General features: G+C 37.9%; 21 protein-coding genes and 2 pseudogenes. 19 read left to right on the forward strand and 4 right to left on the reverse strand.

Features of this window, described 5'->3' with window-relative positions; all coding sequences use genetic code 11:
- Positions 1–367 precede the first annotated feature (367 nt).
- Positions 368–1231, reverse strand: coding sequence for a prephenate dehydratase (locus tag ACFIKX_RS04690; protein ID WP_273790573.1), 864 nt, complete (start codon positions 1229–1231; stop codon positions 368–370).
- On the reverse strand, positions 1228–1959 hold the full coding sequence (locus ACFIKX_RS04695) for a 3-deoxy-manno-octulosonate cytidylyltransferase (RefSeq protein ID WP_375627635.1): 732 nt from the start codon (positions 1957–1959) through the stop codon (positions 1228–1230). Before ACFIKX_RS04695 ends, ACFIKX_RS04690 begins: the two co-directional genes overlap by 4 nt.
- 104 nt (positions 1960–2063) lie before the next feature.
- Between ACFIKX_RS04695 and ACFIKX_RS04700 the strand changes: the two genes are divergently transcribed.
- Positions 2064–2627, forward strand: a complete 564-nt coding sequence (locus tag ACFIKX_RS04700) for a c-type cytochrome (RefSeq protein ID WP_375627634.1) — start codon at positions 2064–2066, stop codon at positions 2625–2627.
- Between the two features lie 925 nt (positions 2628–3552).
- Here the strand turns inward: ACFIKX_RS04700 and ACFIKX_RS04705 are convergent.
- Positions 3553–4347: a molybdopterin-synthase adenylyltransferase MoeB gene (locus ACFIKX_RS04705; RefSeq protein WP_375627633.1), complete on the reverse strand. Its 795-nt coding sequence runs from the start codon at positions 4345–4347 to the stop codon at positions 3553–3555.
- Between the two features lie 87 nt (positions 4348–4434).
- Here ACFIKX_RS04705 and gshB point away from each other — a divergent pair, with 87 nt between their 5' ends.
- The 11 genes from gshB (at position 4435) to ACFIKX_RS04760 (ending at position 16985) form a co-directional block, all read left to right on the forward strand.
- Positions 4435–5382 (forward strand): glutathione synthase, encoded by a 948-nt coding sequence (gshB, locus tag ACFIKX_RS04710; RefSeq protein ID WP_375627632.1) that lies wholly within the window; start codon positions 4435–4437, stop codon positions 5380–5382.
- A 133-nt stretch (positions 5383–5515) separates the two neighbouring features.
- Positions 5516–6562, forward strand: a complete 1047-nt coding sequence (locus tag ACFIKX_RS04715) for a substrate-binding domain-containing protein (RefSeq protein ID WP_375627631.1) — start codon at positions 5516–5518, stop codon at positions 6560–6562.
- A gap of 75 nt (positions 6563–6637) precedes the next feature.
- The gene (gene pstC / locus ACFIKX_RS04720; RefSeq protein WP_375627630.1) at positions 6638–8098 is read left to right on the forward strand and encodes a phosphate ABC transporter permease subunit PstC; all 1461 of its coding nucleotides are present in this window, start codon (positions 6638–6640) and stop codon (positions 8096–8098) included.
- Complete coding sequence (gene pstA, locus ACFIKX_RS04725; protein WP_375611793.1) at positions 8095–9384, forward strand: phosphate ABC transporter permease PstA; 1290 nt, start codon at positions 8095–8097, stop codon at positions 9382–9384. The genes pstC and pstA overlap by 4 nt, the downstream gene beginning before the upstream one ends.
- Before the next feature lie 51 nt (positions 9385–9435).
- Complete coding sequence (gene pstB / locus ACFIKX_RS04730) at positions 9436–10194, forward strand: phosphate ABC transporter ATP-binding protein PstB (RefSeq protein ID WP_375627629.1); 759 nt, start codon at positions 9436–9438, stop codon at positions 10192–10194.
- A gap of 21 nt (positions 10195–10215) precedes the next feature.
- Positions 10216–10938 carry a phosphate signaling complex protein PhoU gene (phoU, locus tag ACFIKX_RS04735; protein ID WP_375611791.1) on the forward strand — a complete coding sequence of 241 codons (723 nt, stop codon included), beginning with the start codon at positions 10216–10218 and terminating at the stop codon, positions 10936–10938.
- Between the two features lie 549 nt (positions 10939–11487).
- On the forward strand, positions 11488–12321 hold the full coding sequence (locus ACFIKX_RS04740; protein WP_375613326.1) for a cell wall hydrolase: 834 nt from the start codon (positions 11488–11490) through the stop codon (positions 12319–12321).
- Between the two features lie 177 nt (positions 12322–12498).
- The gene (locus ACFIKX_RS04745; RefSeq protein ID WP_375613327.1) at positions 12499–13746 is read left to right on the forward strand and encodes an aminopeptidase; all 1248 of its coding nucleotides are present in this window, start codon (positions 12499–12501) and stop codon (positions 13744–13746) included.
- Positions 13747–14017: 271 nt separating this feature from the next.
- On the forward strand, positions 14018–14893 hold the full coding sequence (mutM, locus tag ACFIKX_RS04750; RefSeq protein ID WP_375613328.1) for a bifunctional DNA-formamidopyrimidine glycosylase/DNA-(apurinic or apyrimidinic site) lyase: 876 nt from the start codon (positions 14018–14020) through the stop codon (positions 14891–14893).
- 84 nt (positions 14894–14977) lie between these two features.
- Positions 14978–16372: a M20/M25/M40 family metallo-hydrolase gene (locus tag ACFIKX_RS04755; RefSeq protein ID WP_375661217.1), complete on the forward strand. Its 1395-nt coding sequence runs from the start codon at positions 14978–14980 to the stop codon at positions 16370–16372.
- A complete protein-coding gene (locus ACFIKX_RS04760; protein WP_375661218.1) occupies positions 16365–16985 on the forward strand; it encodes a ribonuclease D in 621 nt (206 codons plus the stop codon). The genes ACFIKX_RS04755 and ACFIKX_RS04760 overlap by 8 nt, the downstream gene beginning before the upstream one ends.
- Before the next feature lie 250 nt (positions 16986–17235).
- On the opposite strand, the pseudogene ACFIKX_RS04765 reads toward ACFIKX_RS04760, so the two are convergent.
- Positions 17236–17678 (reverse strand): annotated as a pseudogene (locus ACFIKX_RS04765) (integrase); the annotation flags it as partial.
- 414 nt (positions 17679–18092) lie between these two features.
- Between ACFIKX_RS04765 and ACFIKX_RS04770 the strand changes: the two are divergent.
- The 7 genes and pseudogenes from ACFIKX_RS04770 to ACFIKX_RS04800 all read left to right on the forward strand — a co-directional run.
- Positions 18093–18422: a hypothetical protein gene (locus ACFIKX_RS04770; protein ID WP_375611785.1), complete on the forward strand. Its 330-nt coding sequence runs from the start codon at positions 18093–18095 to the stop codon at positions 18420–18422.
- A 1029-nt stretch (positions 18423–19451) separates the two neighbouring features.
- Entirely contained in the window at positions 19452–20285 is an 834-nt protein-coding gene (locus tag ACFIKX_RS04775) for an outer membrane protein (protein WP_375640235.1), read from the forward strand.
- A 336-nt stretch (positions 20286–20621) separates the two neighbouring features.
- Positions 20622–21455, forward strand: a complete 834-nt coding sequence (locus ACFIKX_RS04780) for a porin (protein WP_375636655.1) — start codon at positions 20622–20624, stop codon at positions 21453–21455.
- 493 nt (positions 21456–21948) lie between these two features.
- On the forward strand, positions 21949–22344 hold the full coding sequence (locus tag ACFIKX_RS04785; protein WP_375636653.1) for a porin: 396 nt from the start codon (positions 21949–21951) through the stop codon (positions 22342–22344).
- A gap of 159 nt (positions 22345–22503) precedes the next feature.
- Positions 22504–22635 (forward strand): hypothetical protein, encoded by a 132-nt coding sequence (locus ACFIKX_RS04790; protein WP_375661221.1) that lies wholly within the window; start codon positions 22504–22506, stop codon positions 22633–22635.
- Between the two features lie 182 nt (positions 22636–22817).
- Positions 22818–23708 carry an outer membrane protein gene (locus ACFIKX_RS04795; RefSeq protein WP_375661219.1) on the forward strand — a complete coding sequence of 297 codons (891 nt, stop codon included), beginning with the start codon at positions 22818–22820 and terminating at the stop codon, positions 23706–23708.
- Positions 23709–24345: 637 nt separating this feature from the next.
- Positions 24346–26478: pseudogene (locus ACFIKX_RS04800) on the forward strand (hemagglutinin repeat-containing protein); the annotation flags it as partial.

Genomic DNA, 26478 nt, shown 5'->3' on the forward strand with positions numbered 1-26478 from the left:
ATTGTTTTGAGAGCTAATTTAGAAGTTCGTTATCTTTATTGGAATATTGTCAGAGGAAATGACTTTTCTCAAGAAGCTCTCTTTGAATATATAAAAGGAAATAGATGGTACAAGCGTTTTTATTTTTGGTTACTGTGTTTTTTTACACTGGTTTTTATACAAGTTGAAGTGCTTTTTATCATGATATAATTTGTGAGAAAATATTATGCAAATAATTTATATATTCTGTTACGAGCTGTTTTTTCTTCTTCAGTTTTTATGAAGGGTGTTGAGTAGAAAAAAACGAGCTCTTTCAAGATACGTTGCATTATGAAATTTTTACGATGCTTTTTGATATCAACAAAAAATGATAGCAGCTTAATTGCTTTTATATATACGATGTTCGATCGTTTTGTGCTGGATAAGTACCGATAATACGCAGTTCTGCAGAAAAGAAAGATAATTCTTCTAAGGCAAGTTTCATCATCGGGTCTTCAGGATGTCCTTCAATATCAACAAAGAACTGTGTTGCATTGAAATTTCCACCAATTTGATAGCTTTCTAATTTTGTCATATTGATACCATTCGTTGCAAATCCTCCCATAGCTTTATAGAGAGCAGCGGGGACATTGCGCACTCGAAAAAGAAGACTGGTGATGATTTTTTCGCCATTTTGAGGTTTGGGGACATGTCGTTTGGAGCGTGAAAGGATGACAAAACGGGTAATATTATGAGGGTTATCTTCAACATCTCTTTCAAGAATATCAAGTCCATAGAGTTCTGCTGCGATTAAAGGTGCTAAGGCAGCCTGTGAACGTTTAGCATTTTTTTTAATAAATTTTGCAGCTCCAGCGGTGTCAGCAGAAACAACAGGTTTCCAACCGTTGTTTCGTATGATTTTTCGGCATTGTGCAAGGGCATGCGTATGGCTGTGGACGGTTTTAATTTCGTCATGTGTAACGCCGGGCAAAACCATGAGTTGAAAATGGATAGGTAAAAAATATTCATCAATAATATAAAGAGATGACTGTGGTAAAAGATGATGAATGTCTGCAACGCGTCCCGCAAGGGTATTTTCAATAGGGATCATAGCAAGATCAGCTTTCCCGCTTTCCACTAAATTAAGGGCGTCTTCGAAAGTAGCAGAGGGAACAGCATCCATATTGGGGAACATATTGGAGCAAGCAATATGGGAATTAGCGCCGTATTCTCCTTGGAAAGAAATTTTATTGGTTTTTTTAAGTATTTTCATGCTAAAATCTCACAAACTCTATCGAGATCATGTTGTGTGTCTACACCTAAGGGAATTGTATCGACTATTTCCACATCGATACGCATATTGTTTTCTAATGCACGTAATTGTTCAAGTTTTTCACGTTTCTCAAGTGGTGAGGGTTTGAATGATACAAATTTCTCAAGTGCTTCGCGCCTATAGGCGTATATTCCAATATGGTGATAAAGAGGACCCTCTCCATAAGGTGCTTTGGCGCGCGTAAAATAAAGAGCACGAAGGCGATTTTGAGAAAGCGGTGTACCAATGATTTTGACAACATTGGGATCTCTTGTTTCATTTTCTTCAATGATTTTGGCACCCAAGGTTGCAATATCAGTAAAGCTATTTTCTAAAGGGCGTAGCGCACGAATGATTTCACGAGGCATGATTGTTGGTAAGTCACCTTGTATATTTAAAATGGCGTTGTAGCGTTGTTCAGGATCAATGCGCACTAAAGCTTCATAAATACGATCAGATCCAGACTTATGATCACCTCGTGTTATGATATATTCATGCCCATAATCTGCAACAGCTTTAGCGATATCATTATGATCTGTTGCAACGATTGTACGTCCTATTCCAGCTTTTTGGGCTTGTTCTGCGACATGAACAATCATCGGTTTTCCGCCAATTTCAGCGAGAGCTTTTTGAGGAAGACGGGTTGAGCCCATACGGGCAGGAATAAGAATAATTGTTTCAAGAGCCATTGTAAGATTCCCAATGTCATCTGTGATGCATTTATGATGTTGTGTGTTATAAAGAAAAAGCTTAAACTAAAAATGGTAATAAAACCGTGAACATTTGAGTTTTTATGAATCGCTCGAGATTTATTTATTTTATTTGTGCTTGTTTATGTGTGTTGGTCATTGTTGTGGGGATTTTCACACTCAGCAATATAGTTTACGATCATCCTACATCAGTCCAATATCATCATAGAGTTGCCAAGAATGATATATTTCAAGAAAAACAAAAAGCACCTGATGTTTCCCTATCACTAAATAGCCGCCTTCAACAAGGCAATTTTGAAAATGGCCGTAAAGTTTTTCGCCAATGTGCCATATGCCACACATCTGGACGCAATGAAACAGGGCGTGTTGGTCCAGTTCTCTGGGAGATTGTTAACCGCCCTTTGGCATCAGCAGCAGGTTTTGCTTATTCACGGGCATTACGTGCTCATTCTGATCAAAAATGGGATTTTGTAACGTTAGATCGTTATTTACATTCTCCACGTGAAGCTTTTCCTGGGACCATTATGTCTTTTCGTGGAATTAAAAATGACCAAGATCGTGCCGATCTTTTGCTTTATTTACGCAGTTTATCCGATCATCCTGTTCCTTTACCAATGGATAATAATAAAGCGAACGAGCCAAATTAACTTATACCATAGATGTTAATTTTAGAAAGAAGTCTGATTTTTTTTGTAATTTTAGTTTCACAGTTTTATAAAAAGAGCTCTTATTGATGTTTTGTTAGGGGGAACGCCCCTCACGCAAAACAGAACATATTTAACATTGCATATTTACTCGCTTATTTTAAAGAGATCTTTTATAAAAATGCACTCTTTACACTGTCGTCTGTGGATTGGTTTTCAAGATTTGTGTGCTTCACTTTTTCTACATATACTTGTCTGTGAAATTATTGCTGAAGGATTATCAATTCATGAGCCGCAGCTTTCTGCTTCTGAATGCAATAATTATGTAATTAAAGCTCTCCATGAGGTTTATCTCAATCCTTCTATACACATCAATCCCTATGTACTTTTACATCAAGTCCCATGTATTTTTCTTATGAACAGAGACAATTGATTGTTCTTATACGTGCAATAATCCTAAGCTGCATTTTATGATGCTCGATGAATAGACGTTTTCTCTTGAGGTTAGAGATGTACGGACAGATCATTGACCTTTTATAGTATCGATCACTAAAATATGACTTAAATTATTTATTTATAGGTTATGGTTTGAAGTAAGCACTTTCATGTGAAACAATTTTTATGTGTGAATAGTAAAATAGTTGAATAGAGTTCTGCTGATTGTATTTTTATCTACGTCGAAAATTTTTTACACAAGAATACTGATAGCAGCTGCGTTCCCACGAGTCTCTGTCCATTTATAGACGATGACATGAAATTATGCTGATAATCCATTATAGAGAATTATTTTTTCACAAAAAGTTTGCCATATTTGTGATAAATTTAATAGGTTTCATTGGTTACAATGTTTCGATGACTTGCGATAAAATTAATTAGTATTTCAATACATATTGCGAGAGTGCTAAAATTAGTGGAAGAGAGGACATAATCATGATTCTCCAAGCTTCTTAATAACTATGGTATTTTCTTTATAATTTGAGCGTTTATAAGTAATAATATTAAATTGCGCTAATAATCCATTATAGAGAAGAATCTTTCCTACTAATGGCTCTCCGATGTTTGTGATCATTTTAATAACTTCCATTGCTTGTAGGGTCCCAATAACGCCAGGTAAAACACCGATGATTCCAGTTTCAGCGCATGTTGGGATAGTCCCGTGAGCTGGAGGGGTGGGAAATAAATCGCGATAGTGAGGATTATTGTCTTTATACGGCATAAGGACCGTTAATGAGCCATTAAAACGTTCTACAGCACCGCTTATTAGAGGTTTTTTGCATTGGGCAGCGTGATCAGCGAGAAGATAGCGTGTGGTAAAATTATCACTTCCATCAACAATGATGTGGTAAGCATTGAGCAGTTTATCCACATTACTTTTATCTAAGCGTAGGGTGTGTTTTTCAACTACAACATGGGGATTTATTGCTTTTATAGTGGTTTCAGCACTGTCTGTTTTGCTTTTGTTGATTGCATTTGTTTTATGAATAACTTGGCGTTGTAAATTGGAAAGTGAAACGATGTCGTTATCGACAATTCCAAGAGTTCCAACACCTGCGGCAGCCAAATAGGTTAAGACAGGAGCACCAAGACCACCAGCGCCTACAACAAGAACACGTGCTGTTTTTAGCTTTTGTTGCCCTGCACCACCAATCTCAGGCAGAATGATGTGGCGTGCATAGCGTTCGATTTCTTTGTTGTTTAATTTTATATCTGTTTCTTGTGTCATAAATTTTCTCTTGTCATAGTTCTTTTATTGTTTACTAAGTTTATGATGCATAGACCAGTCTGCTTTTAGGATAGAGAGGATTTATTTATGAAAATTGCCATTCAGATGGATCATATTTCAACAGTTCGGATTCAAGGAGATACGACATTTGCACTCGCTTTAGCAGCCCAAGAACGTGGACACTCTCTCTTCCATTATACACCAGATCGTTTATCTCTATACGATGGTTGTGTGATTGCACGACTAGAGCCATTGATTGTACATGATAAAGAGGGAAGCCACTATCGATTAGAAAAGCCTGTTCGTACGGAATTAACAGATATGGATGTGGTTCTTTTACGCCAAGATCCACCTTTTAATCTCAATTATATCACAACAACTCATTTGTTAGAGCGTATTCATCCTAAAACACTCGTTGTGAATGATCCTGCATGGGTACGCAACAGTCCAGAAAAAATTTTTGTTACTGAATTTTCTGATCTGATGCCAGAAACATTAATTACCAAAGATATTGAAGAAATAACAGCTTTTAGAGAGACATTTGGCGATATTATTGTTAAACCACTTTATGGGAATGGGGGCGCTGGTATTTTTTATTTAAGACAAGATGATCGCAATTTAGCATCATTGTTAGAAATGTTTGCAGAAATTTATCACGAACCTTTTATTGTTCAGCGCTATTTAGAGGCAGTACGAAAAGGAGATAAAAGGATTATTTTGCTTGATGGTACACCTGTTGGAGCTATTAATCGAATTCCGACAGAAACAGATGTGCGCTCTAATATGCATGTTGGAGGTCGCGCGGAAAATGTGGAGTTAACAAAACGTGATTATGAAATTTGTGAACGCATTGGTCCAGCCTTAAAGGAACGCGGTCTTCTTTTTGTGGGGATTGATGTGATTGGAGATTATATAACAGAAATTAATGTGACGTCTCCTACGGGAATTCGTGAAATTAAACGCTTCTGCGGTACGGATGTTGCTCATTTGTTTTGGGATGTTATTGAGTTCAAGCGTTCAAATGAATTTATTTGACAGAGGACAAAAACATGGTTTTAAAAAAATGATCCATGTTATTTTTTATATTTGTTATGTTGCAAATGTGAACTAGAATGACCGTATGATATAAATTAAGAGGCTTTGTTTTCAATTTTTAGGGAGTTTATAGATGAACAAAGTATTATCAATTGGAGTGGGATTGATTTTTGCGCTACTGCTGTCAGCAAATGGAGGCAATGCGCGCGATCAAATACAGATTACTGGTTCATCTACAGTTTTACCTTATCAAAAGATTGTTGCTGAAACATTTGGAGAAATTTACCCCCATTTTAAGGTTCCTGTTATCGAATCGGGAGGAACAGGAGCTGGTATTAAGGAATTCTGCCGTGGTATTGGGGAGAACACTGTTGATATTGTTAATGCTTCGCGAGCAATGAAACCGAGTGAATTACAGTCTTGTTTTGATGCTGGTGTAAAAGATGTTGAGGAAATACGTATTGGGTATGATGGCATTGTTTTTGCAACTGATATTAAGGGACCTGATTGGAAATTACAGCCAGTAGATGTTTATAAAGCCCTTGCTGCTCGAATTATTATAGACGGAAAGTTGCAACCGAATAATGTTTTGAAATGGAGTGCAGTCAATAGTGCTCTTCCTGATTGGACGATAGCAGCGTATATTCCTGGGGAGAAGCATGGGACACGTGAAGTTTTTGAGGAAAAATTACTTACTAAGGGGTGTAAAGAGAGTGGGGCAGTTGAAGTGATGAAGTCTTTAGGAATGGATGATAAGGAGATACACACTGCTTGTATTGCGGTACGTAAGGATGGAAAAGCGGTTGATATTGATGGTGATTATTCTGAAACGTTTGCGCGTCTAACTTCTAATAAAACAGGGGTTGGTATTTTTGGTTTGTCTTTTTATCAAAATAATGCTGATAGGCTAAAGGTTGCCGATATTAACGGTTTTGCGCCAACAGTTGAGACGATTTCTAGTGGACAATATCCAGTTTCTCGTCCGCTTTTTTTCTATATTAAGAAAGCACATTTAGGTATTATTTCAGGTTTGCGAGAGTATGTTGATTTTTTTCTTTCTGATCAAATGATTGGTCCAGAGGGTCCTTTGGCTGAATATGGTTTGATTGTTTCTCCTGAAAAGGAACGTCAAGCACAGCGTTCTGATTTTTCTGCTGGTCGAGTAATGACATTGAAATAATTTGCAGGGAAAATTTGTTGGATTTCTGAGATAGGAAATTTGGGTGCTATTTTTTTATAAAAACTGAAAGATAAAATGCGCATTTCCTTCATTATTTTGCTATTATTGATTTTTGGATTTTGTGGCTTTTGTATTTCTTATATGCGAGCACGCATTCTTGAATACAGACAACATAAAATGCATTCTCGTGCGTATTATTATGGCTGGTGGACATTTTTGATTACTGTTATTCCAGCTTTTATTTTTTTAATTGTTTGGGATGCTGGGAGTACAATTTATTTAGAGTATAATGCCTCTCGAGAGTTGGGGGCGTATAGTGCGCATGTAACAGAGCCTGTAAATCACGATCTACTTTGGGAGACACTTCGAAGTCTCGTCAAAAAGATTCATCGCTTTGAGGGGAATCTTTCTACCGCTTCCTATAAGGAAGTGCAGGCACAATTACTCGCGAAGGGATTGATTTTATCCGATGAAGCATCGGATGATGTGTTCAAAATAGCACAGTCGTGGGTATTCTCTTCTGAAAAGCTTAAGTTTATAGGTTATGTTTTTCTTTTTGCTATTGCGTCCTTTGGTTTTATCTGTGGAATGATGCAAATTGCGCCTCATCAACGTGCGCGTAATAAGGTTGAATCTTTTATTATTATTGGATTGGTTGGTGCATCTATTGTTGCAGTCTTGACAACAATAGCCATTGCGCTTTCTATGCTTTTTCAGACAGTAAGCTTTTTTCAGTCTGTATCCTTTTCAAATTTCTTTTTAGGAACAGTTTGGGATCCGCGTTTTTCCGCGAGCGGTTCCAGCGATGAAGTAGGACAATTTGGTTTAATACCGCTTCTTGCTGGTACGCTTTATATTGCATTTGTTGCCATGCTTTTTGCTGTACCTATAGGACTATTTTCAGCTCTTTATATGGCGGAGTATGCTTCTGCGCAATTGCGAGCAATTGTGAAGCCATTGTTAGAAGTTCTTGCTGGCATTCCAACGATTGTTTATGGCTTTTTTGCTTTGAAGGTTGTGGGACCATTTTTACGAGATCTCTCTGCTTCTCTCTCAGACGGGGTTAGTTTTATTATGGCACAAAGTGTTTTGACTGCTGGAGTTGTGATGGGAATTATGTTGATACCTTTTGTTTCCTCTTTATCGGATGATGTTATTACGGCTGTTCCACGCATTTTACGTGAAGGTTCTTATGGTTTAGGCGCAACGCAATCTGAAACAATTAAAAAAGTTGTTATACCAGCAGCGCTTCCAGGGATTATGGGGGCTATTTTGTTGACGGCATCGCGTGCAATTGGAGAAACAATGATTGTGGTTTTGGCGGCAGGTGTTGCTGCAAACTTAACACTCAATCCTTTCGAAGCAATGACTACGATGACTGTTAAGATTGTTAATCAATTGACCGGTGATTTTGAGTTTAATTCTCCACAAACTCTGGTGGCTTTTGCCTTAGGGATGACGCTCTTTGTTATGACACTTTTGATGAATATTCTAGCTCTTTATATTGTGCGTAAATATCGGGAACAATATGAATGAATGAAGATTTTTTTCCTCGTCGCAATATTAGTCTCAAGCGTCGGTATTGGGCTGAACGTCGTTTTCGTGCCTATGGTTTGATTGCCATTTTTATTGGTTTATTTTTTTTATTTACGCTTTTATGGTCTATCATTAGTCAGGGTTATACAGCTTTTTTTCAAAGTGAAATGACATTATCGATTTATTTGGATGAAAAGATCATTGATCCAAGTGGTCAACGTAAAACAAAACCACAAGTGCTCATGACGGCGAATTATCCACTTCTTGTACGCAATGCTTTAGCGAAGAAACTTAATATCAATCAAAATGATCGAGCCTCTCTTTTGGACGTTAACCGTATGTTTTCAAATGGTGTCCGTGTTCAACTGCGTGAAATGGTGACAAAAAATCCAAAACTGATTGGCACAATGCAAAAAGTTAAAGTTTTGGCATCTGCGGATATTGATTCTGCTTATAAGGGACAGATTGATCTGCGTGTAGCAGAAAAAAACCGTAAAGTTTCTAATCGACAAATAGAATGGATAAAGCGTTTAGCGCATGATGGTACGCTTTATAAAACATTTAATATTGGTTTTTTTACATTTGGCGCTTCAAGTCGTCCTGAGACTGCGGGATTAGGTGTTGCGATCATTGGTTCTCTTTATATGATAGGCATCGTTTTATTAGTTTCCCTTCCGATAGGCATAGCAACGGCTCTTTATTTAGAAGAATATGCACGCAAAAATAAATTTACAGATTTTATAGAGGTTAATATCAATAATCTTGCAGCTGTTCCTTCAATTGTGTTTGGTCTTTTAGGACTCTCTTTTTTTGTTAATTTTTTAGGATTACCACGTTCAGCCTCTTTTGTTGGTGGTCTTGTTTTAGCGCTCATGACTCTTCCCACGATCATTATTGCAACACGTTCTGCTCTGCGTGCTGTTCCTCTCTCTATTCGTTCTGCAGCTTTGGGGTTGGGAGCATCAAAAACACAAATGATTTTTCATCATGTTGTTCCTTTAGCTGCGCCTGGCATTTTAACAGGCACAATTATTGGAGTCGCTCAGGCTTTGGGTGAAACAGCTCCTTTGCTTTTGATTGGAATGGTTGCTTTTGTTGTTAATATTCCTACGACCCCCATGGATCCAGCAACGGCTTTGCCTGTTCAAATTTTTATGTGGGCGGGTGAAGCAGAGCGTGCTTTTGTTGAAAAGACATCAGGTGCTATTATTGTATTGATGATTTTTCTTGCGATCATGAATATTTCTGCGGTTTTTTTACGTCGACGATTTGAACGCCGCCAGTAATTTTAATAAAACAACAGCTTTGATAAGATTTTTGTAAGGTGAATTTTTGTAATGAAGATTAAAATGCGCGGTCAGGATGTGAAGGTTTCTTACGGAGATAAAGAAGCACTCCACGGTATTACACTTGATATTCCTGAACATCAAGTAACTGCTTTGATTGGTCCATCAGGATGCGGAAAGTCAACTTTTTTGCGTTGTTTTAACCGTATGAATGATACAATTGAAGGCGCTAAAACAACTGGTCTTATTACCTTAGATGGGGAGAATATTTATGACACACGGATTGATGTTGTAGAATTGCGCGCTCGTGTTGGAATGGTTTTTCAAAAGCCCAGCCCTTTTCCAAAATCTATATTTGAGAATGTTGCGTATGGTCCACGCATTCATGGTTTAGTTAAAACACGCTCTGAATTGCATGATGTCGTTGAAAAGAGTTTGAGGCAGGCAGGTTTGTTTGAAGAAGTAAAAGACCGCCTTCATGATCTTGGAACAAGTTTATCAGGGGGACAACAACAGCGTTTGTGTATTGCACGTGCTATTGCGGTTAGTCCTGAAGTTATTTTGATGGATGAGCCCTGTTCAGCTCTTGATCCCATTGCAACAGCACGGATTGAAGAGCTTATCGATGCGTTACGGCAAAATTATACAATTGTTATCGTAACGCATTCCATGCAACAGGCCGCACGTGTTTCTCAATATACGGCTATGTTTCATTTAGGGTATTTGGTAGAAGTTGGTGCGACTGAAATGATCTTTACCTCACCAAAAGAGCAACGGACACAAGATTATATTACGGGGCGTTTTGGATAGGTGAATTGAGGAGTGTAAGATATGTCTATGAAACATACTGTCCGTTCTTATGATGCAGAACTAAAATATTTAAGAGTAAGGATTACAGAAATGGGGAGCCATGCAGAAAGGATGATTGAACGTTCTGTCGCATCGGTTGTGAGTAGTGATCTTCAACTTGCAACGACAGTGATTGCCGATGATGTGTTTTTAGATGAAGCAGAACGTGACATTGATGAAAAAGCGGTTGCTATTATTTGCAAACGCCAACCGATGGCTGTCGATTTGCGTGAAATTATTGGAGCCATTCGTATTTCTTCTGATCTTGAACGGATTGGGGATATGGCAAAAAACATTGCTAAAAGGACTGTTGCACTTTCAGAAATACGTCAATCTGCTTCTGTTTATCATGGGCTTGAAACAATTACAGCTTTAGCACTCAATCAATTAAAAGAAGTCTTAAATGCTTATACGAGTCGCCTATTAGAGCGTGTTGACGCGGTGCGTGAGCGTGATGAGAAGATTGATGCTTTGTATACTTCTCTTTTTCGTGAACTTTTGACGTATATGATGGAAGATATGCGCAATATTACGGTTTGTACGCACTTACTGTTTTGTTTAAAGAATATTGAACGAATTGGTGATCATGTTACTAATATTGCTGAAATGCTGCATTATATCATAACGGGTTACCATATGTCCTCTGATCGTCCTCGTGATGACCTTACTTATAAAGTTGGGGTAGGTGAGAAGAAAATAGATTAAAATTTTTCTTATATGTATAAAATAAGTTTGTAGATATATGAGTATTTTCTTACAGTGCAGCTATAAGAAGAATAAGATAACCATTTTATGGCAAAGCACAAAGAAGCAACAAAGAGTTTTTTCAGAGAAGCATGGCAGATTGTTAACTCTTGGTTTGACATATTTGTATATTGGATGATATCATCACTCGTATTGTGGCAGGAGGGGAGTTTTCTAGGGGAATTTCCTTTCAGATCATTTTGTTAAAATTTTATATTAAAGGGGATATCTGTATTATTTTTTCGTATGTAGAAGAAGTGGATAGTGTTACTTTATTGTAATTGAAACGTGTGGGTTATTATAGCCTATATTGAACCATGAAGAATAACAATATCGATCTGTAAATTAAGAGTTTTTTATTTTTTATTTTGCATAGATACTTTTTGATTACCTCTTGTATTAAAATTTTACTGAGTGGTAACAATTAGCTATGTACTTTATTGAGAGATACATTTAAAGCTCATTTCAAGACTTGAATATCTCAGAGATTATAGGAATGTGTTGCATAAGATGAAAAAAAATCGTTGGAATGTTTTTGTTACCTGTTGTGTAGCGCCGTTAGTTGTTGTGGGATGTGCTTCAAGTCATTTAGATGCTGGAAAAATAAATAATAATAAGACAAAAGCGGTTACATATCCATTGACAGAGCGTCAATGTCTTATGCGAGCGATGTATTTTGAATCAAATCGCACAAGCCGTGAAGGAATGATTGCCGTTGGAACGGTTGTTATGAATCGTGTTAATTCAACCGCCTATCCTAAGACGATTTGTGGTGTTGTTGGTCAATATAGGCAATTTGCTCCTGGTGTTTTAACGCGTCCTATGACGGAGAAAGCATCTGTTGCTCGTGTAAGAGAGGCGGCTGATGCCGTTTTACGGGGTGAACGAGATAAGAAAGTTAAACACGCTAAGTTTTTTCATACCGCTGGTTTGTCTTTTCCGTATAAAAACATGCATTATGTTCAGGTTGCAGGGGGAAATGCTTTTTATGAAAAACGATCACGTGATGGAGAGCTTCAAGTTCCTACAAATAATCGCCCTTATGATGTTGCTTATGCTTTTGCTCAAGAACGTTCTGGTCATGCGCCAAGCTTTATAGATGAAGGCTTAGAGAGTAGGGGCGTAAAGGCAGAGAAAAGTACATCTCCTTCGACAGAAGTAGCACAGTCCAAGATGGCACATCCTGCGCCTTTTGCTATGGTACAGCTTGATAAAGTTCCTATCCCTGCCTATGCACCTCAACATCTAGCTAGGAAAGAGGAAAATAAAACGATTATGGTTTTACCTTCATCTGATCAGTTAAATGCAATTGTTGCAATGTTAGAAAAACGACACAGGAACTAGTAAGTTTTTCATGACCAAAGAAGGATGATATACCCATTGCGGTTTATGAATTAAGTGAATTTTAGCGATAATGATACGCATAAATATACGTAGAGAAAGCGAACTCAAAGGATCTGAAAAACAATTTATAATATGACGACATAAAGAACGCATTCTATTTAAAGAAGGGTATTGGTAATGTACTTTGATATTCATGAGACAATTTTGCCTGAAATGCTTAATCGTCTTGCAGAAATTACAGTGAAAGTGGGGTTGAATTTACAAGAGGGGCAGGATCTTGTTTTAACTGCTCCAGTTTCAGCGTTACCTTTTGTTCGGCGTATTGCATATCATGCTTATAAGGTTGGTGCTGGTGTCATTACACCAATTTTTAGTGATGATATGTTATCGCTTACACGGTTTGAAAATGCCCATACAGCTAGTTTTGATTGTGCCCCTTCTTGGCTTTATGAGGGAATGGCAAAGGCTTTTGAAAATGGGGCAGCGCGTTTAGCGATTGTTGGTGATAATCCTTTGCTCCTTTCCAATCAGGATTTTGATAAGGTTTCACGTTTAAATAAAGCCACTTCAATAGCTTACCAGCCGGCACTCAAGCAAATATCAAATTTTGCTATGAATTGGTCGATTGTTGCTTATCCAACAGCAGGATGGGCTGAGGCAATGTTTCCTTCTTTACCACTTAATGAGGCGATTAAAAAATTAGCCGATGCAATTTTTTCTGCTTCACGTGTTACAGGAGAAGATCCGGTGCAGGCGTGGACTGTTCATAATGCACATTTGAAGAAACGGTCATCTTGGCTTAATGAGCAGCGTTTTTCTGCCTTACACTTTACAGGGCCAGGGACTGATTTAACTGTTGGTTTGGCAGATGATCATGAATGGCATGGTGGTGCATCCGTTGCTCAAAATGGTGTTATTTGCAATCCGAATATTCCGACAGAAGAAGTTTTCACGACTCCTCATGCTCATAAGGTTGAAGGTTTCGTTCGCTCAACAAAGCCCCTTTCCTATCAAGGAACTCTGATTGATAATATTGAAGTACGTTTTGAAGCCGGGCGTATTGTTGAGGCTCGTGCATCAACAGGCCAAGAAGTTTTACAGCAGGTTTTGCAAAGTGATGAGGGTGCAAGCCGGTTGGGCGAAGTTGCCCTTGTGCCCCATTCTTCACCAATTTCTAAGAGTGGCCTCCTTTTTTATAATACCTTATTTGATGAAAATGCTGCATGTCATATTGCTTTAGGGCAGTGTTATTCCAAATGCTTTTTAGATGGGGCATCATTGACGTCAGAAGAGATTGCAGCACGTGGTGGGAATAAAAGTGTCATTCATATTGACTGGATGATTGGTTCTGGTGAAATTGACATAGATGGCATTACCCAAGATGGTGTAAGAGTTCCTGTATTTCGTAAGGGTGAATGGGCTTAATTTTGTTACCATAAAACGCGGTCATTTGAGGTGGGGTGGGATGTAAGCTTTATTGATACGTTAAGTATTTTAGAGTGTGTGGTATATATTCAAGGCAGGGTTTGTCCATAAAGCCTTTAGTTAAATGATTCACATGAGTAGGAATCCAAGTAAAATCGACTCATCAAGAATTTGTTTAGTAGATGTAGAGGAAGTCTTCGTTTTTTGAGGGGGGAAGAAGTCAATTTATCAGTGATACGATTGGAAAGTGTATAATTATTAAAGAAGAGTAATGCCTGAGCTTCCTGAAGTAGAGACAGTTCGTCGTGGACTTGAGTCCGTTGTAACTGATGCAAAGATAGTATCTGTCAAACTTAATCGTAGAGATTTGCGCTTTCCTTTTCCTGAGGCTTTTTCTGAGCGCCTTATTGGCAGAACAATTATAGAACTTGGTCGGCGTGCGAAATATTTATTATTTCATCTTTCTCAGGATGAAACGATTTTAAGCCATTTAGGAATGTCTGGTTCATGGCGTATAGAGAATGATTTTTTAAGAAAAGCTTGTTCAGCGTCAAGTAAATTAGTTAAACATGATCATTTTGTCATGGATATTCAGACAAAGAATGGTGACGTTTATCGTCTTATTTATAATGATGTGCGTCGCTTTGGGTTTATGCTTTTAGTCGATACGGATAAGCTTTATGAACATCCACTTTTAAATAAGCTAGGTCTTGAACCTATAAGTAATTCGTTTTCTGGTCGTTATTTACAAAAGGCTTTTGTTAATAAAAAAATGTCTCTCAAGGGTGTTTTACTTGATCAGTCTATTGTTGCAGGTCTTGGGAATATTTATGTTTGTGAAGCACTTTGGCGGAGTCGTTTGTCTCCACAACGTGGTGCATTTACATTGGCATCAAAAACGGCACGTGCACGTGAATTTGCAGATTCTTTAGCACAAAATATACGCAATGTGATTTCTGAAGCCATTTTGTCTGGTGGCTCTTCTTTACGTGATTATATGCATATAGATGGTTCGCTTGGTTATTTTCAGCATGCTTTTTCAGTTTATGGACGAGAAGGCAAGCAATGTTTGGAATGTGGAGCGCCTATTATGCGCATTTTACAGGCTGGACGTTCAAGTTTTTACTGCTCACAATGTCAAAAATGAATAAGGTGTCTTGCAAAATCTTACAAGAGGCTTAAAGTCATCGCATCTATAATATAATTACACAAGGCTTGAAAGGTTTTTTTTATGCTGAATAAAGTACTAACACATCTTGATGGAAATATAGAGAAGAGCCTTGAACGCCTTTTTTCTCTTTTACGTTTTCAATCGATTTCTACAGACTCGGCTTACAAGGATGCATGTCGTAAAGCAGCTGATTGGTTAGTGGAGGATTTAAAAAGCATCGGTTTTGAGGCTTCACGCCGTGATACGCCGGGGCATCCAATGGTTGTTGGGCATCATTCTGGACCTTCAGATGATTGTTTGCATGTGCTGTTTTACGGACATTATGATGTTCAACCTGTTGATCCATTGAGTTTATGGGAGGATGATCCATTTACACCTTCTTTAAAAGAGAGAGATGGAGAGAAAGTTATTTGTGCTCGTGGAGCTTCAGATGACAAAGGTCAGTTGATGACTTTTATTGAAGCATGTCGTGCATTTAAGAAAGAAACAGGGCAGCTTCCTATTAAAGTTACTGTTTTATTTGAGGGAGAAGAAGAATGTGCTTCTCCTTCCCTTATTCCTTTTTTAAAAGCAAATACAGATGAACTTAAGGCAGATTATGCATTGGTTTGTGACACGTCAATGTGGGATGCGGATACACCATCTATTGCTCTTTCTCTTCGGGGAATTATGGCAGAAGAGATTATTATCACAGCAGCGAATCGTGATTTACATTCTGGTTATTTTGGAGGAGTAGCAGCTAATCCCATTCGTATTTTAACGAAAATCTTAGCAGGACTTCACGATGAAAATAATAGGGCAACACTTCCTGGTTTTTATGATGGCGTAGAAGAAACACCTCCACAGATTTTACAATCATGGAATGCACTTAATTGTACTGCTGAAAATTTTCTTGGTCCTATAGGACTTTCCGTTCCAGCTGGTGAAAAAGGGCGGAGCATTTTAGAGCTTGTATGGGCACGTCCTACCATGGAAATTAATGGTATTAGTGGCGGCTATGAAGGGGAAGGGATGAAAACAGTTATTGCTTCTCAAGCGAGTGCAAAAGTATCGTGTCGTTTGGTGCATAAGCAAGATCCAGAGAAAATACGCCAAGCGTTGCGTGATTATGTACGTAGCTCAATTCCTGCTGATTGTAAGGTTGAATTTAAGAATCACGGTTCTTCTCCGGCACTTCAGATTTCTGATGATTCATCTTTTATCAAGGAGGCGAAGGATGCCTTATCACAAGAGTGGGAAGTGCCCGCTGTCTTGACAGCCATGGGGGGCTCGATCCCAATTGTAGCAGATTTTCGGTCAATTCTTGGTATGGAAACTCTTTTGGTTGGTTTTGGATTGGCTGATGACCGTATTCATTCTCCTAATGAAAAGTATAATTTAAAATCGTTTCATAAGGGGCAGCGGTCTTGGGCGCGTATTCTTGCTGCTTTAGCAAGTAGGAGGGTAAATGGCTGAGATTCGCGTTCATCAAGGTGATTTACCAAACTTAGACAATTATAAAACTGATGCCATTGCGATTGATACCGAGACTTTAGGATTACAACCCTATCGTGATCGTTTATGCGTTGTTCAGCTTTCTTCTGGAGATGGTACTGCTGACGTTATTCAGATTGCTAAAGAACAAAAGAGTGCACCAAATTTGATAAAATTGCTTGAGGATAACGCAATAACCAAAATATTTCATTTTGGGCGTTTTGATCTTGCTATTTTAGCGCATACATTTGGTGTTATGCCAGAGGCTATTTTTTGTACAAAGATTGCTTCGAAACTCACGCGCACTTATACGGATCGTCATGGCTTGAAAGAAATTTGTAATGAATTGCTGAATGTGAATATTTCTAAACAGCAACAATCTTCGGATTGGGCGGCAGAAACGTTATCACAGGCACAAATTGAATATGCTGCGTCGGATGTGTTATATTTGCATCGTTTAAAGGTTATATTTGAAGAACGTTTAAGACGTGAAGAGCGAGAAAATGTTGCCAAGGCATGCTTTCAATTTTTGCCTATGAGAGCTAGGCTTGATCTTTTAGGATGGGCGGAAATTGATATTTTTGCGCATAGCTAACTTTAAAATTGGCTTTTAAATAGAGTTAATTATTGATGTGAGAGGACAAAATGCTTGTACATTATGGGCGTTTTATCCTCTCATCTTTTCTGATAAGAATTATAATAAATTCTTAAGTGCTATTTCATTTGAAGTTTAGGCAATAAAGGTACTTTTGCGAATTCATATTTTTTATTTTTGTAACAGCTTTTATTTGAAACAAAGCAATTTTGAGGAGAGGCTGGAAACATACGGTAGGTTGGAAGACTTAAATCTCTGAAACCGGTATACAGCCTAATTGGGGGAGAATATGAATGTGTAAATGTAAAAACCAAATCTCATCTTTACCATCATTTTTAATTCTGCTTTACGACTTTCAAAAGTATTTAAAGCAATGTCTGTTAAATAATAGAGATTACGCATTGCCTCATGTTTTTAATGGATTTACGTTCTTCGTGTAAAACAGAACGCCCTAAACGGAATATATTTGTGTTGCTAATTCATGTGCTTTTTGTAAAGAAACCGACACCCAAGTTCATTTTACGGTGGCGCTCATAAAAGATATAACAATAAAGCTTCCAATACCAATATAAAATCTATTGAACACTACCATCTTTATGCTTATGGAGTAACAAGCCGCTACCATCCACACAACTGTACCAATTCCCAATGTTGTGTAAGTCCTTAGCACTTGAGACGGTTCATAAGAGGCATTTTTAGTCTTTTTTTAGTGTTTTTTATCCACACAGCTCTCTCAACTTGTAACGTGCAAACAAATGGTTTTGATTGATTCAACATGAAAAAGATTTGGAATGAGAGAATCTTATGGTATTTAGGATTCTCAGTCAATATGGATAACGCTATATTATCATTATAAATCAGTATATTATATGAAGTTCGTATAGTTTATTATTTTCAGACGATACTTCGTGCCTTTATTTATTACTCAATAAGTAATTTCTATGTTGGCAGAGCAGGGCAATTTTCTTTTATTTTAAAATTAAAATGCTCCAAAGCTTTATTTTTAAGGATTCTCACTTTTTATCTATAAACATGCTATTTTTTCTGGAAATTTGCAATGAAGGCACTAGATAAAATCCATTATGAATATTTGATGAGGTTAAATTTATGAACATAAAATATTTTATTACAGCTTTTGCTACTTTTGCTTCAATCTCTATGGCTCAAGGTGCAAGTTTTTTAGCGTCTCAAAACCTTATACAGAGAGCATCTTCGGCTGTTCCTCCAATAGGTTTTTTTACTGGTGAACAGCTTCGCAAGTTATTATCTGAAGTTTTTCAGATAGAACTTTCTTGCACAAATAACAGTGAAAGCATAACAGCAGCTAAGTTAGTACCTGTGTTACATTCTGGTAAAAAAAGAGATCATTATCCTAAAAGAAGACCAGGGAAAAAAGGACGGCCAAACCTATTTGCACGAGGTCCAATGAGTTTTTAAAAAGTGAAAAAACAACATCAAGAAGTATAATATATGCTTTGAAGTTGAAAAAGAGGGATATTTTTTCTGCCAAATTCATGATTTTTAAAGCAAGGGGTGGGTTGAAAACTTTCAGAAAGATTTCTCATTTTTTCAGCTTTAAGGAGATTTCTATATAAGTTTTAATGTTTATCATACCGGTTGTCTGTCTTTAGGTATTTTTTTCAATTTCGTCTTGTAAAGGAGTATGAAATGATAGCCTACAAATAAGGCTGAATCTCTGAAAAAGACTTTACTATAAGGTTGAGAGAAGAAAAAAATGGTAAATATGTCAAAAAGGAATAAATGCCTAAATAAAAACAAAGAGCAAGCGTGATGAAATTGCATGTAATCTTGTTGCAGTCCATAGGGTAGTGGAGATCTTGTTCATGTGCGCTACAAGCGTTCTTTACAATGATGAAAAAATAATCAAAGTGCTATTCACATTTGGTTATGCGAAGGATGAAGCTAAAAACGTTGTTTGTATGAATTTAAATGGAACAGTTAGATTTAGCTGCCCTCAATATTGTAACGGTCTTCACTATTCAATATTGAGAGTATTAATAGGAGGCATTTTAGCTTTTAAATAGTTTTATTTATTCACACACTTGCTTGTTTGTGAGGTGCAGGGGGATGGTTTTGGTTTCTTTAATATAAAAAGGCTTAAGATAAGAGCATTTTCAATATTGCAGACGAATTAATATAAAAGATATTTTTTCATTATAAATCAATATATTATATTTTCATTCCAATAGCACACGCTTTACACGGGGGTACTGTGACGCAGTTTTTTTTTTACAAAATTTATAAAGGAGAGCAAATGTGAGAAAAAGAGATCATTTGTGCATGGGCATAGTTTTATTCTCATTTATTACAGATCAAGCAATTAAGGGTACTTTGATTGGTTTTTTGTTTTTTTTATAAGTGTATCATTTTTGCTACAGATATCTGAAGATGGGGCTCTATATGAAATGGTGTGTTCAAATAAATATTCAGCTATGGAGAGAAAATATGAATATGAAATGGTTAATAACAGCTTCTGCTTTCGCTTTTGTTTCAGCTTCAGCAGCACAAGCAGCAGATGTTATTGTTCCCCCAAGTCCAACACCTGTTGCTCCCGTTATTGTTGCTCCAACTTTTTCTTGGACAGGTTTTTATGTTGGGGGCCAGATTGGTGGTTTTTCGGGTAAAACGAAAATGGATATTCTCAGTAATGGAAAAAAGATTCCAGTGCCTGATGACCTTTTGCCTAAACTATCTGGTTTCATGGGTGGTCTTTATGCAGGTTCCAACGTTGATCTTGGTAATGGCCTTATTCTAGGTGTTGATACAGATATCATGTGGTCTAATAAAGATGACACGAAGACAGGAAACACATATGTTATTCTTCCAAATCACATAAATTATATTAAGAAGATATTAACAGAATCTGGAATTAATATTGGTAAAGATGCGCTTGAACCTGGTGCTAAACGAACCCACAGTTTCACTTTTAAAGAAAAGTGGGCTGGTGCGACACGTGTACGTATTGGTTTTGCAGCTGAACGCATTATGCCTTATGTTGCTGGTGGTATCGCTTATACCCAGCTTCAAGATACTGCATTGATTTCAATAACAGGCAAAGATTCAGACAAAGTAATAGCTTCTGGTACCTTGTCTGATGAAACAAAGACCCTTGTTGGTTACACTCTGGGTGCTGGTGTTGATTTAGCAATGACCAATAATATTATTGTACGTGCGGAATATCGTTACTCAGATTTTGGGAAAAAGAAATTCTCAAATGATAAATATGAGACTTCTTACAAAACCAATGATTTCCGTGTTGGTGTTGCTTACAAATTTTAACAGATGATAAGTTAAATAACAGAGGCTCTGTCTTTGACAGAGCCTCTGTTATTTTCTGTTGCCATATTATCACACAAGACATAATTTATTGTGGATGTGAAAAGATATTATTCAGGTTTTCTTAAAAAAATCATAGACAATAAACAAGAATTACATTTAAAAATCAATAAGTTATATATATATATATATCTTTAGGTTTCTCGTACAAAATCAAGCTATGAAGCGATTTTGTCTGGGATGTGCCCTCCATTTTCTGTGACTGTATCATTTTTACTACAGCTTTTCTTTCTGTAATCTTGTAGCACTGTGCTCATAAATAAATTAGGAGCAAAGTTTATGAATATAAAATCTTTAGTAACAACTTCTGTTATCGCTATAGCAGCAGCTTCTGCAGCACAAGCTGCTGATGTTATCATCCCTCGTGAAACAGCCCCAGCAGTTATCTCAGCCCCTTCATTTTCTTGGACAGGCTTTTATATCGGTGGTCAAGTTGGTAACTTTTCAGGTAAAGTTGATGTAGTTGATTCAGAAACAAAAAAGAAAATTACAGATAAAGACTGGACACCTAAGCCTTCCGGTTTTATGGGTGGTATTTATGTAGGTTCTAACGTAGATCTTGGAAATGGCCTCATTCTAGGTGTTGAAACCGATGCAGTCTGGGCTGACCGCGAAGATTCAAAAGCGCATTCAGCAGTCATTGGGGAAGCAGGCCTTGACAGTTTCAAAGATAAGCTTACAGTAGCGAAAGCTACACCTGCTACAGGAAAAACTATTGCTGGTATCGTGGCGACTGACAAACGTGTAGAGGGCACCTCTATAAAAGAAAAATGGTCTGGTGCAACACGCGTTCGTGTTGGTTTTGCAGCCGTTGATCGCATTATGCCTTATGTTGCTGGTGGTATTGCTTATACGCAGCTGCAAGTGGTTGATTTTCTTAAGGCAGCGACAGCTGAAGGTGCCGAAATCGCTTCTGCTAAAGTGTTTGATGAAACGAAAACAATGGTTGGCTTCACTGTAGGTGGTGGTATTGACTTTGCAATGACAGACAATGTTCTATTGCGTGCAGAATATCGTTACTCAGACTTTGGTAAAAAAGCATTTGTAAAGGACGGGGATAAATTCGCTTACAAAACCAATGATTTCCGTGTAGGTGTTGCTTACAAATTCTAATTTCGTAAACAACGAAATAAACTTTCAAGAGGCTCTGTCAAAGACAGGGCCTCTATTCTTTTCTGTTGTTATATTATCACATACCCTATATTTATTAGGGGAGTAAAAGATATTATTTAGATTTTCTTAAAAAGATTTTTATAAATGACAGATAACAATTATTCCATAAAATCAATAATTTACACATACTTGTAACTTACAATTTCTTATGAAAATTCTTATGAAACGTGAAGTTATGAAATGACTTTATCTTGCGTCAGCTTTCGTTTCCTATGATTGTATCATTTTACTACAGCGTTTTTTTTGTAGTCGTATAATACTGTGCTCGTAAATAAATGAGGAGCAAAGTTTACGAATATAAAATCTTTAGTAACAACTTTTGTTATCGCTATGACTACAGCTTCTGCGGCACAAGCTGCTGATATTGTCATTCCTCGTAAAACAGCTCCAACAGTTATCACAGCTCTTTCGTGTTCTTAGACAGGTTTTTATCTTGGTAGTTAAGTTGGCAACTTTTCAAGTCAAAGTTTATGTATTTGATTTTGAGACAAAAGAAAAAACTTTAGATAAAGATGCACTACCTATGCCTTCCGGTTTCATCGGTGGTATTTATTTAGGTTCCAACGTAGATCTTGGAAATGTTCTCATTCTAGGTGTTGAAACCGATGCAGTCTGGGCAGACCGAGGAGAGACGAAGACGGTCTCAAAGATTCTTGTGATTGATGATTTTAATGATAAATTTAAAGATGCTGGTGTCACATTGGATGAAAATGAAAAGTTTCAAAAGGGTGACACAGCAGTGTATCGCATTGGTTTCAAAGAAAATGGTCTGGTGCAACACGGGTTCGTGTTGGTTTTTCTGTCGCTGACAGCATTATGCCTTATGTAGCTGGTGGTATTGCTTATGCGCAAATACAAGGTGTTGGTAAAGTTTCAGGAACAAAAAAGTTGGGAAAATGGGTAAGCCAAGTAAAGAGTTTCTGCTACAGTATTTGATAAAACAAAAACGATGGAGGGTTTTATCCTTGGTGGTGGTATAGATTTCGCGATGACAGATCATATTCTGCTTCGTGCGGAATACTGTTACTTAGACTTTGCTAAGAAGGAATTTAAAAAGGATTATCTTAAACTAGTCTACAAAAGCAATGACTTTCGTATAAGTATCGCTTACAAGTTCTAATTTCATCAAAAGTGCAATTATGAATAAAAAGTATTAATAAAAAATTAAATTTCCAAAAGATATTGACTTTTAAAAAACCGCTGTTTTCTGGGGTTTTATTTGTATGATTGTGATATTTTTACTACAGCTTTTCTATCTGTAATCTTGTAAGGTCGTTTGATAGTTAATTTAGGAGCAAAATTATGAATACAAAATCTTTAATAGCAACTTCTATTGCCGCTTTAATTTCAGCTTCTGCAGCACAAGCTGCTGATGTTATCATCCCTCGTGAAACAGCCCCAGCAGTTATTGCAGCAGCCCCTTCGTTTTCTTGGACAGGTTTTTATCTTGGTGGTCAAGTTGGCAACTTTTCGAGTAAAACTAAAGTAACTATTCCAGGAGCAGACAAAGAACTTTTCAAAAAAGATAACACACCTAGTCCTTCTGGTTTCATGGGTGGCATTTATGCCGGATCTAACGTAGACCTCGGAAATGGTCTCGTTCTCGGTGTTGAAACCGATGCAGTTTGGGCAGACCGTGAAGAATCAAAAAAAGCCCGTGAATTGACTCTTACTGAAAAAGATGCAGCAAATTTTAATGATGCCCTTGAAAAAGCTAAGGTTGAATTAAAAGGTCAGCAACGGTTTGAAAACGGTGACAAGGTAACAGAAACGCACAGTTACAAAGAAAAATGGTCTGGTGCGACACGTGTCCGTATCGGTTTTGCTGCTGTTGACCGTATTATGCCTTATGTTGCTGGTGGTATTGCCTATGCGCAGGTGCAGGGCATTCAATCCGTTGCAGGAAAAGGAGAGAGAGCTAAAGTTGAGCAGAAAGCTGACGGGGATGGAAAAGTGCCAGAGGCAGGGGCTAAGCAAGCCATAGATTTGACTGGTGGCACTTGGGCTGATGACACGAAGACAATGCTTGGTTTCACTATTGGTGGTGGAGTTGACTTTGCAATGACAGACAACGTTCTTTTACGTGCTGAATACCGTTACTCCGATTTTGGTAAAAAGAAATTCGCCAACGATACACGTGAATTCAACTACAAAACCAATGACTTCCGTGTAGGTGTCGCTTACAAATTCTAATTTCGTAAAAATGAAATTATCAGCACAAAAAATACTAAGGCCTCGTTTAACGAGGCCTTTATTTTATTAGCTCTCTATTCTATATCTCTTAATCCCTTCTATTTTTACTTGTATCATTTTGTGCTATAAGACTTTAAAGAAAAAAGTTTTATATTATAGAGGGCTAATTGGTGGTATATATGGATTTTATAACTACTTATTACATAAAATCTTATATCACGGCTATCATTTTACGCATAAGGAAAAGTATTCAATTAATCTCAGAAATAGGAAAAGATCATAACCAGTGACTAACTTTATTCTGCATATGCCAGATTAGAGCAAGCGTATTACGTATATCTGTTGGAGTAAGCTTTGGGAAATACAGTTTCATTGGGGAAGAATATAAAGTTACAAAGAGAAAAACTAGTTTCCAACTTTACCATCTTCTTTTAATTTAGCTTTACGATTTTCAAAAGCATTTAGAGCAATATCTTTTAAATAATGAAAATAAAGATGATGCATTGTCTTACGTTTTTGTTTATTGCATTCTTTTTATGTGATCACACTCCTCATACAAAACAGAACGCCCTAAACGGAATACACTTGTTGTTGTGTATTCACACATTTGTTTTAAATAAATATTTTTCAAAGTACATCAAGCCCACTTATCTCTGGACAAGATTTGAATATTTTAGGCTCTGATGTTCAAGCAACGGATAAACTCCTCTTGCAGGCTGAGAGGAATGTTTCGATTGATGCCACACGCAACAGCATGGACAATCAGAGTGGGAGTGAAACATCTCATGTTGCTTTACACAATGGCTCTCATTTAAGTTCTGGAAAAGAGACCACTGTTCTATCGGGTGGTGATATCCATATTGCTGCTTCCGATATAGATGCCAAGGGCAATGTTGCTCTTGGCGCCCAAGGGGAGATAACAATAGGGGTAAGAGAAGATGAGATGGAGTATCATCTTCGCACTAAAAACACGAAAGTGGATATGCAAGCCTCTCATGCCGTTGGCTCTTCGATAAAATCGGGAGGTGACACCACTGTCATTGCAGGGCAGGATGGCAAATCGCATGATCTTAGCATCACAGGTAGTTCCATTGCGGCTGATGGCAAGGTAGGGCTGAAAGCCAGCAACGATGTCCTGATCAATAATGCAGAGAATAGCTTACATTATGAGATGTCGTACCATAAAGAGGGTGGAGCATTTAGTAGCAGCAAATCTGAGCATAACAAGATGGATGTGCGCCAAGTTGTGGGGTCAAGCATAACAGGGGGTGAAGGCATTGCCATTGATTCCGGAAATAACACGGAAGTTGTCGCCTCGACGCTCATAGCCGGTAAGGCAGAGGAAACGTCAGGAGAGAAAGCACCAGGAGAACAGAAACAAGCGGATATTACCATTCACTCTGGGGGAAAGATTACTATCAAAGGCGCCCAAGAACACTTGGATCAGCAAGCACAATCGTCTTCAAGTGGCTTTTTGCATGAGGAATCGTCCGATACATCTCAATCGCATACCACAACGGTCTCCTCTATCCTTGGGGCGACGGGCAACATTATCACACAATCAGATAAAGAGACCACAATCACGGCTTCTCATCTGCTTTCCGGTCAAGATATCAATGTGAGCGGAGAAAATGTGACGATTGATGGCATGACAGATCACCATAAAAGCCATTCAGAGACCCATGAAACAGGTTTTGGTGTGGGATCAGGTAAGGGCTTTGTGTCGATATACGGGAGTGAGGGAAAGACAGAAAATGAAGAGAGTTTTGAGCATCAAGGTTCTTCTCTCAATGCGGATGGTACGATCAACATCACTGCCAAGAAAAAAGATGTGACAATTGTTGGCTCTGACCTTGCAGGTGAGAATATTAACCTTTCGGCAGCTCGTGATGTCAATGTGCTTGTTGGTCATAATAGCCATAAGTCAAACTCTGTAGAAGAACGGGAAGGCTTTGGGTTTCAGTTTGAAAAGAGCAACAGCGGTGCTTCTGTAGGTGTTGGAATTGCAAGCGCCAAAGATACGGGCGATCAATGGGAAACCACTTCCACACAATCACACATCACGGCACGCCAAGATGTGCAGATTACTGCTGACAATGATGTGAATTTACAAGCAGCCATTGTTTCGGCGGATCGTGATGTCAACATGGATGCCGGCAATAATATCACCCTATCAGAAAGCTATGATACCTCTAACGGCAAAGAGACACATGAAAAGTCTTTTGCTGGTGTGACAGGCTCTGTCAATGTGGGCATTCTTGGTGCTGTACAAGATGTAAGGGATGCAGTCAAACGTTTTGGTCATGGGGATACAAAACACAAAATCGGCAATGGTCTTATTGCTGGTCTAAAAGGCTATGATCTCTATAGCAAAGGCAAAGGTCTTTATAATGAGATGAAGAGTGGAAACAAACAGTCTATTCGTGATATTGCTGATGTTTCTGCTAGCGTAACCGTGGGCTTTAAGACAGAGAAGGCAGAAGCCTCTGTTCAGACCTCTACAGCGGTAACAGATAGCATAGAAGCAGGACGCGCTGTTAATATGCAAGCCCACAAAGGCAGCATCCATGGTGTTGGAGCCGATATTATTGCCGGTACAAACCCGATGCAAAGCAATGATGAACAGAGCGGGAATATCACCATGGAAGCAGGTAAAGATATCATCTTTAAAAGTGCGCAAAATACGCAGAGCACAGAAAACCACACGCAAAGCGCTTCAATGAATGTTGGGTATAGTTATGGTACCGGTGGTACAGGGTGGATGGGGAAT

It is taken from the genome of Bartonella sp. CM86QHHN (assembly GCF_042194695.1).
In the GTDB taxonomy this organism is placed as follows: domain Bacteria; phylum Pseudomonadota; class Alphaproteobacteria; order Rhizobiales; family Rhizobiaceae; genus Bartonella.

Excerpts from the sequence above, each read along its gene's own strand:
- ACFIKX_RS04690 (WP_273790573.1), bottom strand. The coding sequence starts at position 1,231 with ATGAAAATACTTAAAAAAACCAATAAAATTTCTTTCCAAGGAGAATAC.
- ACFIKX_RS04695 (WP_375627635.1), bottom strand. The coding sequence starts at position 1,959 with ATGGCTCTTGAAACAATTATTCTTATTCCTGCCCGTATGGGCTCAACC.
- ACFIKX_RS04700 (WP_375627634.1), top strand. The coding sequence starts at position 2,064 with ATGAATCGCTCGAGATTTATTTATTTTATTTGTGCTTGTTTATGTGTG.
- ACFIKX_RS04705 (WP_375627633.1), bottom strand. The coding sequence starts at position 4,347 with ATGACACAAGAAACAGATATAAAATTAAACAACAAAGAAATCGAACGC.
- gshB (WP_375627632.1), top strand. The coding sequence starts at position 4,435 with ATGAAAATTGCCATTCAGATGGATCATATTTCAACAGTTCGGATTCAA.
- ACFIKX_RS04715 (WP_375627631.1), top strand. The coding sequence starts at position 5,516 with ATGAACAAAGTATTATCAATTGGAGTGGGATTGATTTTTGCGCTACTG.
- pstC (WP_375627630.1), top strand. The coding sequence starts at position 6,638 with ATGCGCATTTCCTTCATTATTTTGCTATTATTGATTTTTGGATTTTGT.
- pstA (WP_375611793.1), top strand. The coding sequence starts at position 8,095 with ATGAATGAAGATTTTTTTCCTCGTCGCAATATTAGTCTCAAGCGTCGG.
- pstB (WP_375627629.1), top strand. The coding sequence starts at position 9,436 with ATGAAGATTAAAATGCGCGGTCAGGATGTGAAGGTTTCTTACGGAGAT.
- phoU (WP_375611791.1), top strand. The coding sequence starts at position 10,216 with ATGTCTATGAAACATACTGTCCGTTCTTATGATGCAGAACTAAAATAT.
- ACFIKX_RS04740 (WP_375613326.1), top strand. The coding sequence starts at position 11,488 with ATGAAAAAAAATCGTTGGAATGTTTTTGTTACCTGTTGTGTAGCGCCG.
- ACFIKX_RS04745 (WP_375613327.1), top strand. The coding sequence starts at position 12,499 with ATGTACTTTGATATTCATGAGACAATTTTGCCTGAAATGCTTAATCGT.
- mutM (WP_375613328.1), top strand. The coding sequence starts at position 14,018 with ATGCCTGAGCTTCCTGAAGTAGAGACAGTTCGTCGTGGACTTGAGTCC.
- ACFIKX_RS04755 (WP_375661217.1), top strand. The coding sequence starts at position 14,978 with ATGCTGAATAAAGTACTAACACATCTTGATGGAAATATAGAGAAGAGC.
- ACFIKX_RS04760 (WP_375661218.1), top strand. The coding sequence starts at position 16,365 with ATGGCTGAGATTCGCGTTCATCAAGGTGATTTACCAAACTTAGACAAT.
- ACFIKX_RS04770 (WP_375611785.1), top strand. The coding sequence starts at position 18,093 with ATGAACATAAAATATTTTATTACAGCTTTTGCTACTTTTGCTTCAATC.
- ACFIKX_RS04775 (WP_375640235.1), top strand. The coding sequence starts at position 19,452 with ATGAATATGAAATGGTTAATAACAGCTTCTGCTTTCGCTTTTGTTTCA.
- ACFIKX_RS04780 (WP_375636655.1), top strand. The coding sequence starts at position 20,622 with ATGAATATAAAATCTTTAGTAACAACTTCTGTTATCGCTATAGCAGCA.
- ACFIKX_RS04790 (WP_375661221.1), top strand. The coding sequence starts at position 22,504 with ATGACAGATCATATTCTGCTTCGTGCGGAATACTGTTACTTAGACTTT.
- ACFIKX_RS04795 (WP_375661219.1), top strand. The coding sequence starts at position 22,818 with ATGAATACAAAATCTTTAATAGCAACTTCTATTGCCGCTTTAATTTCA.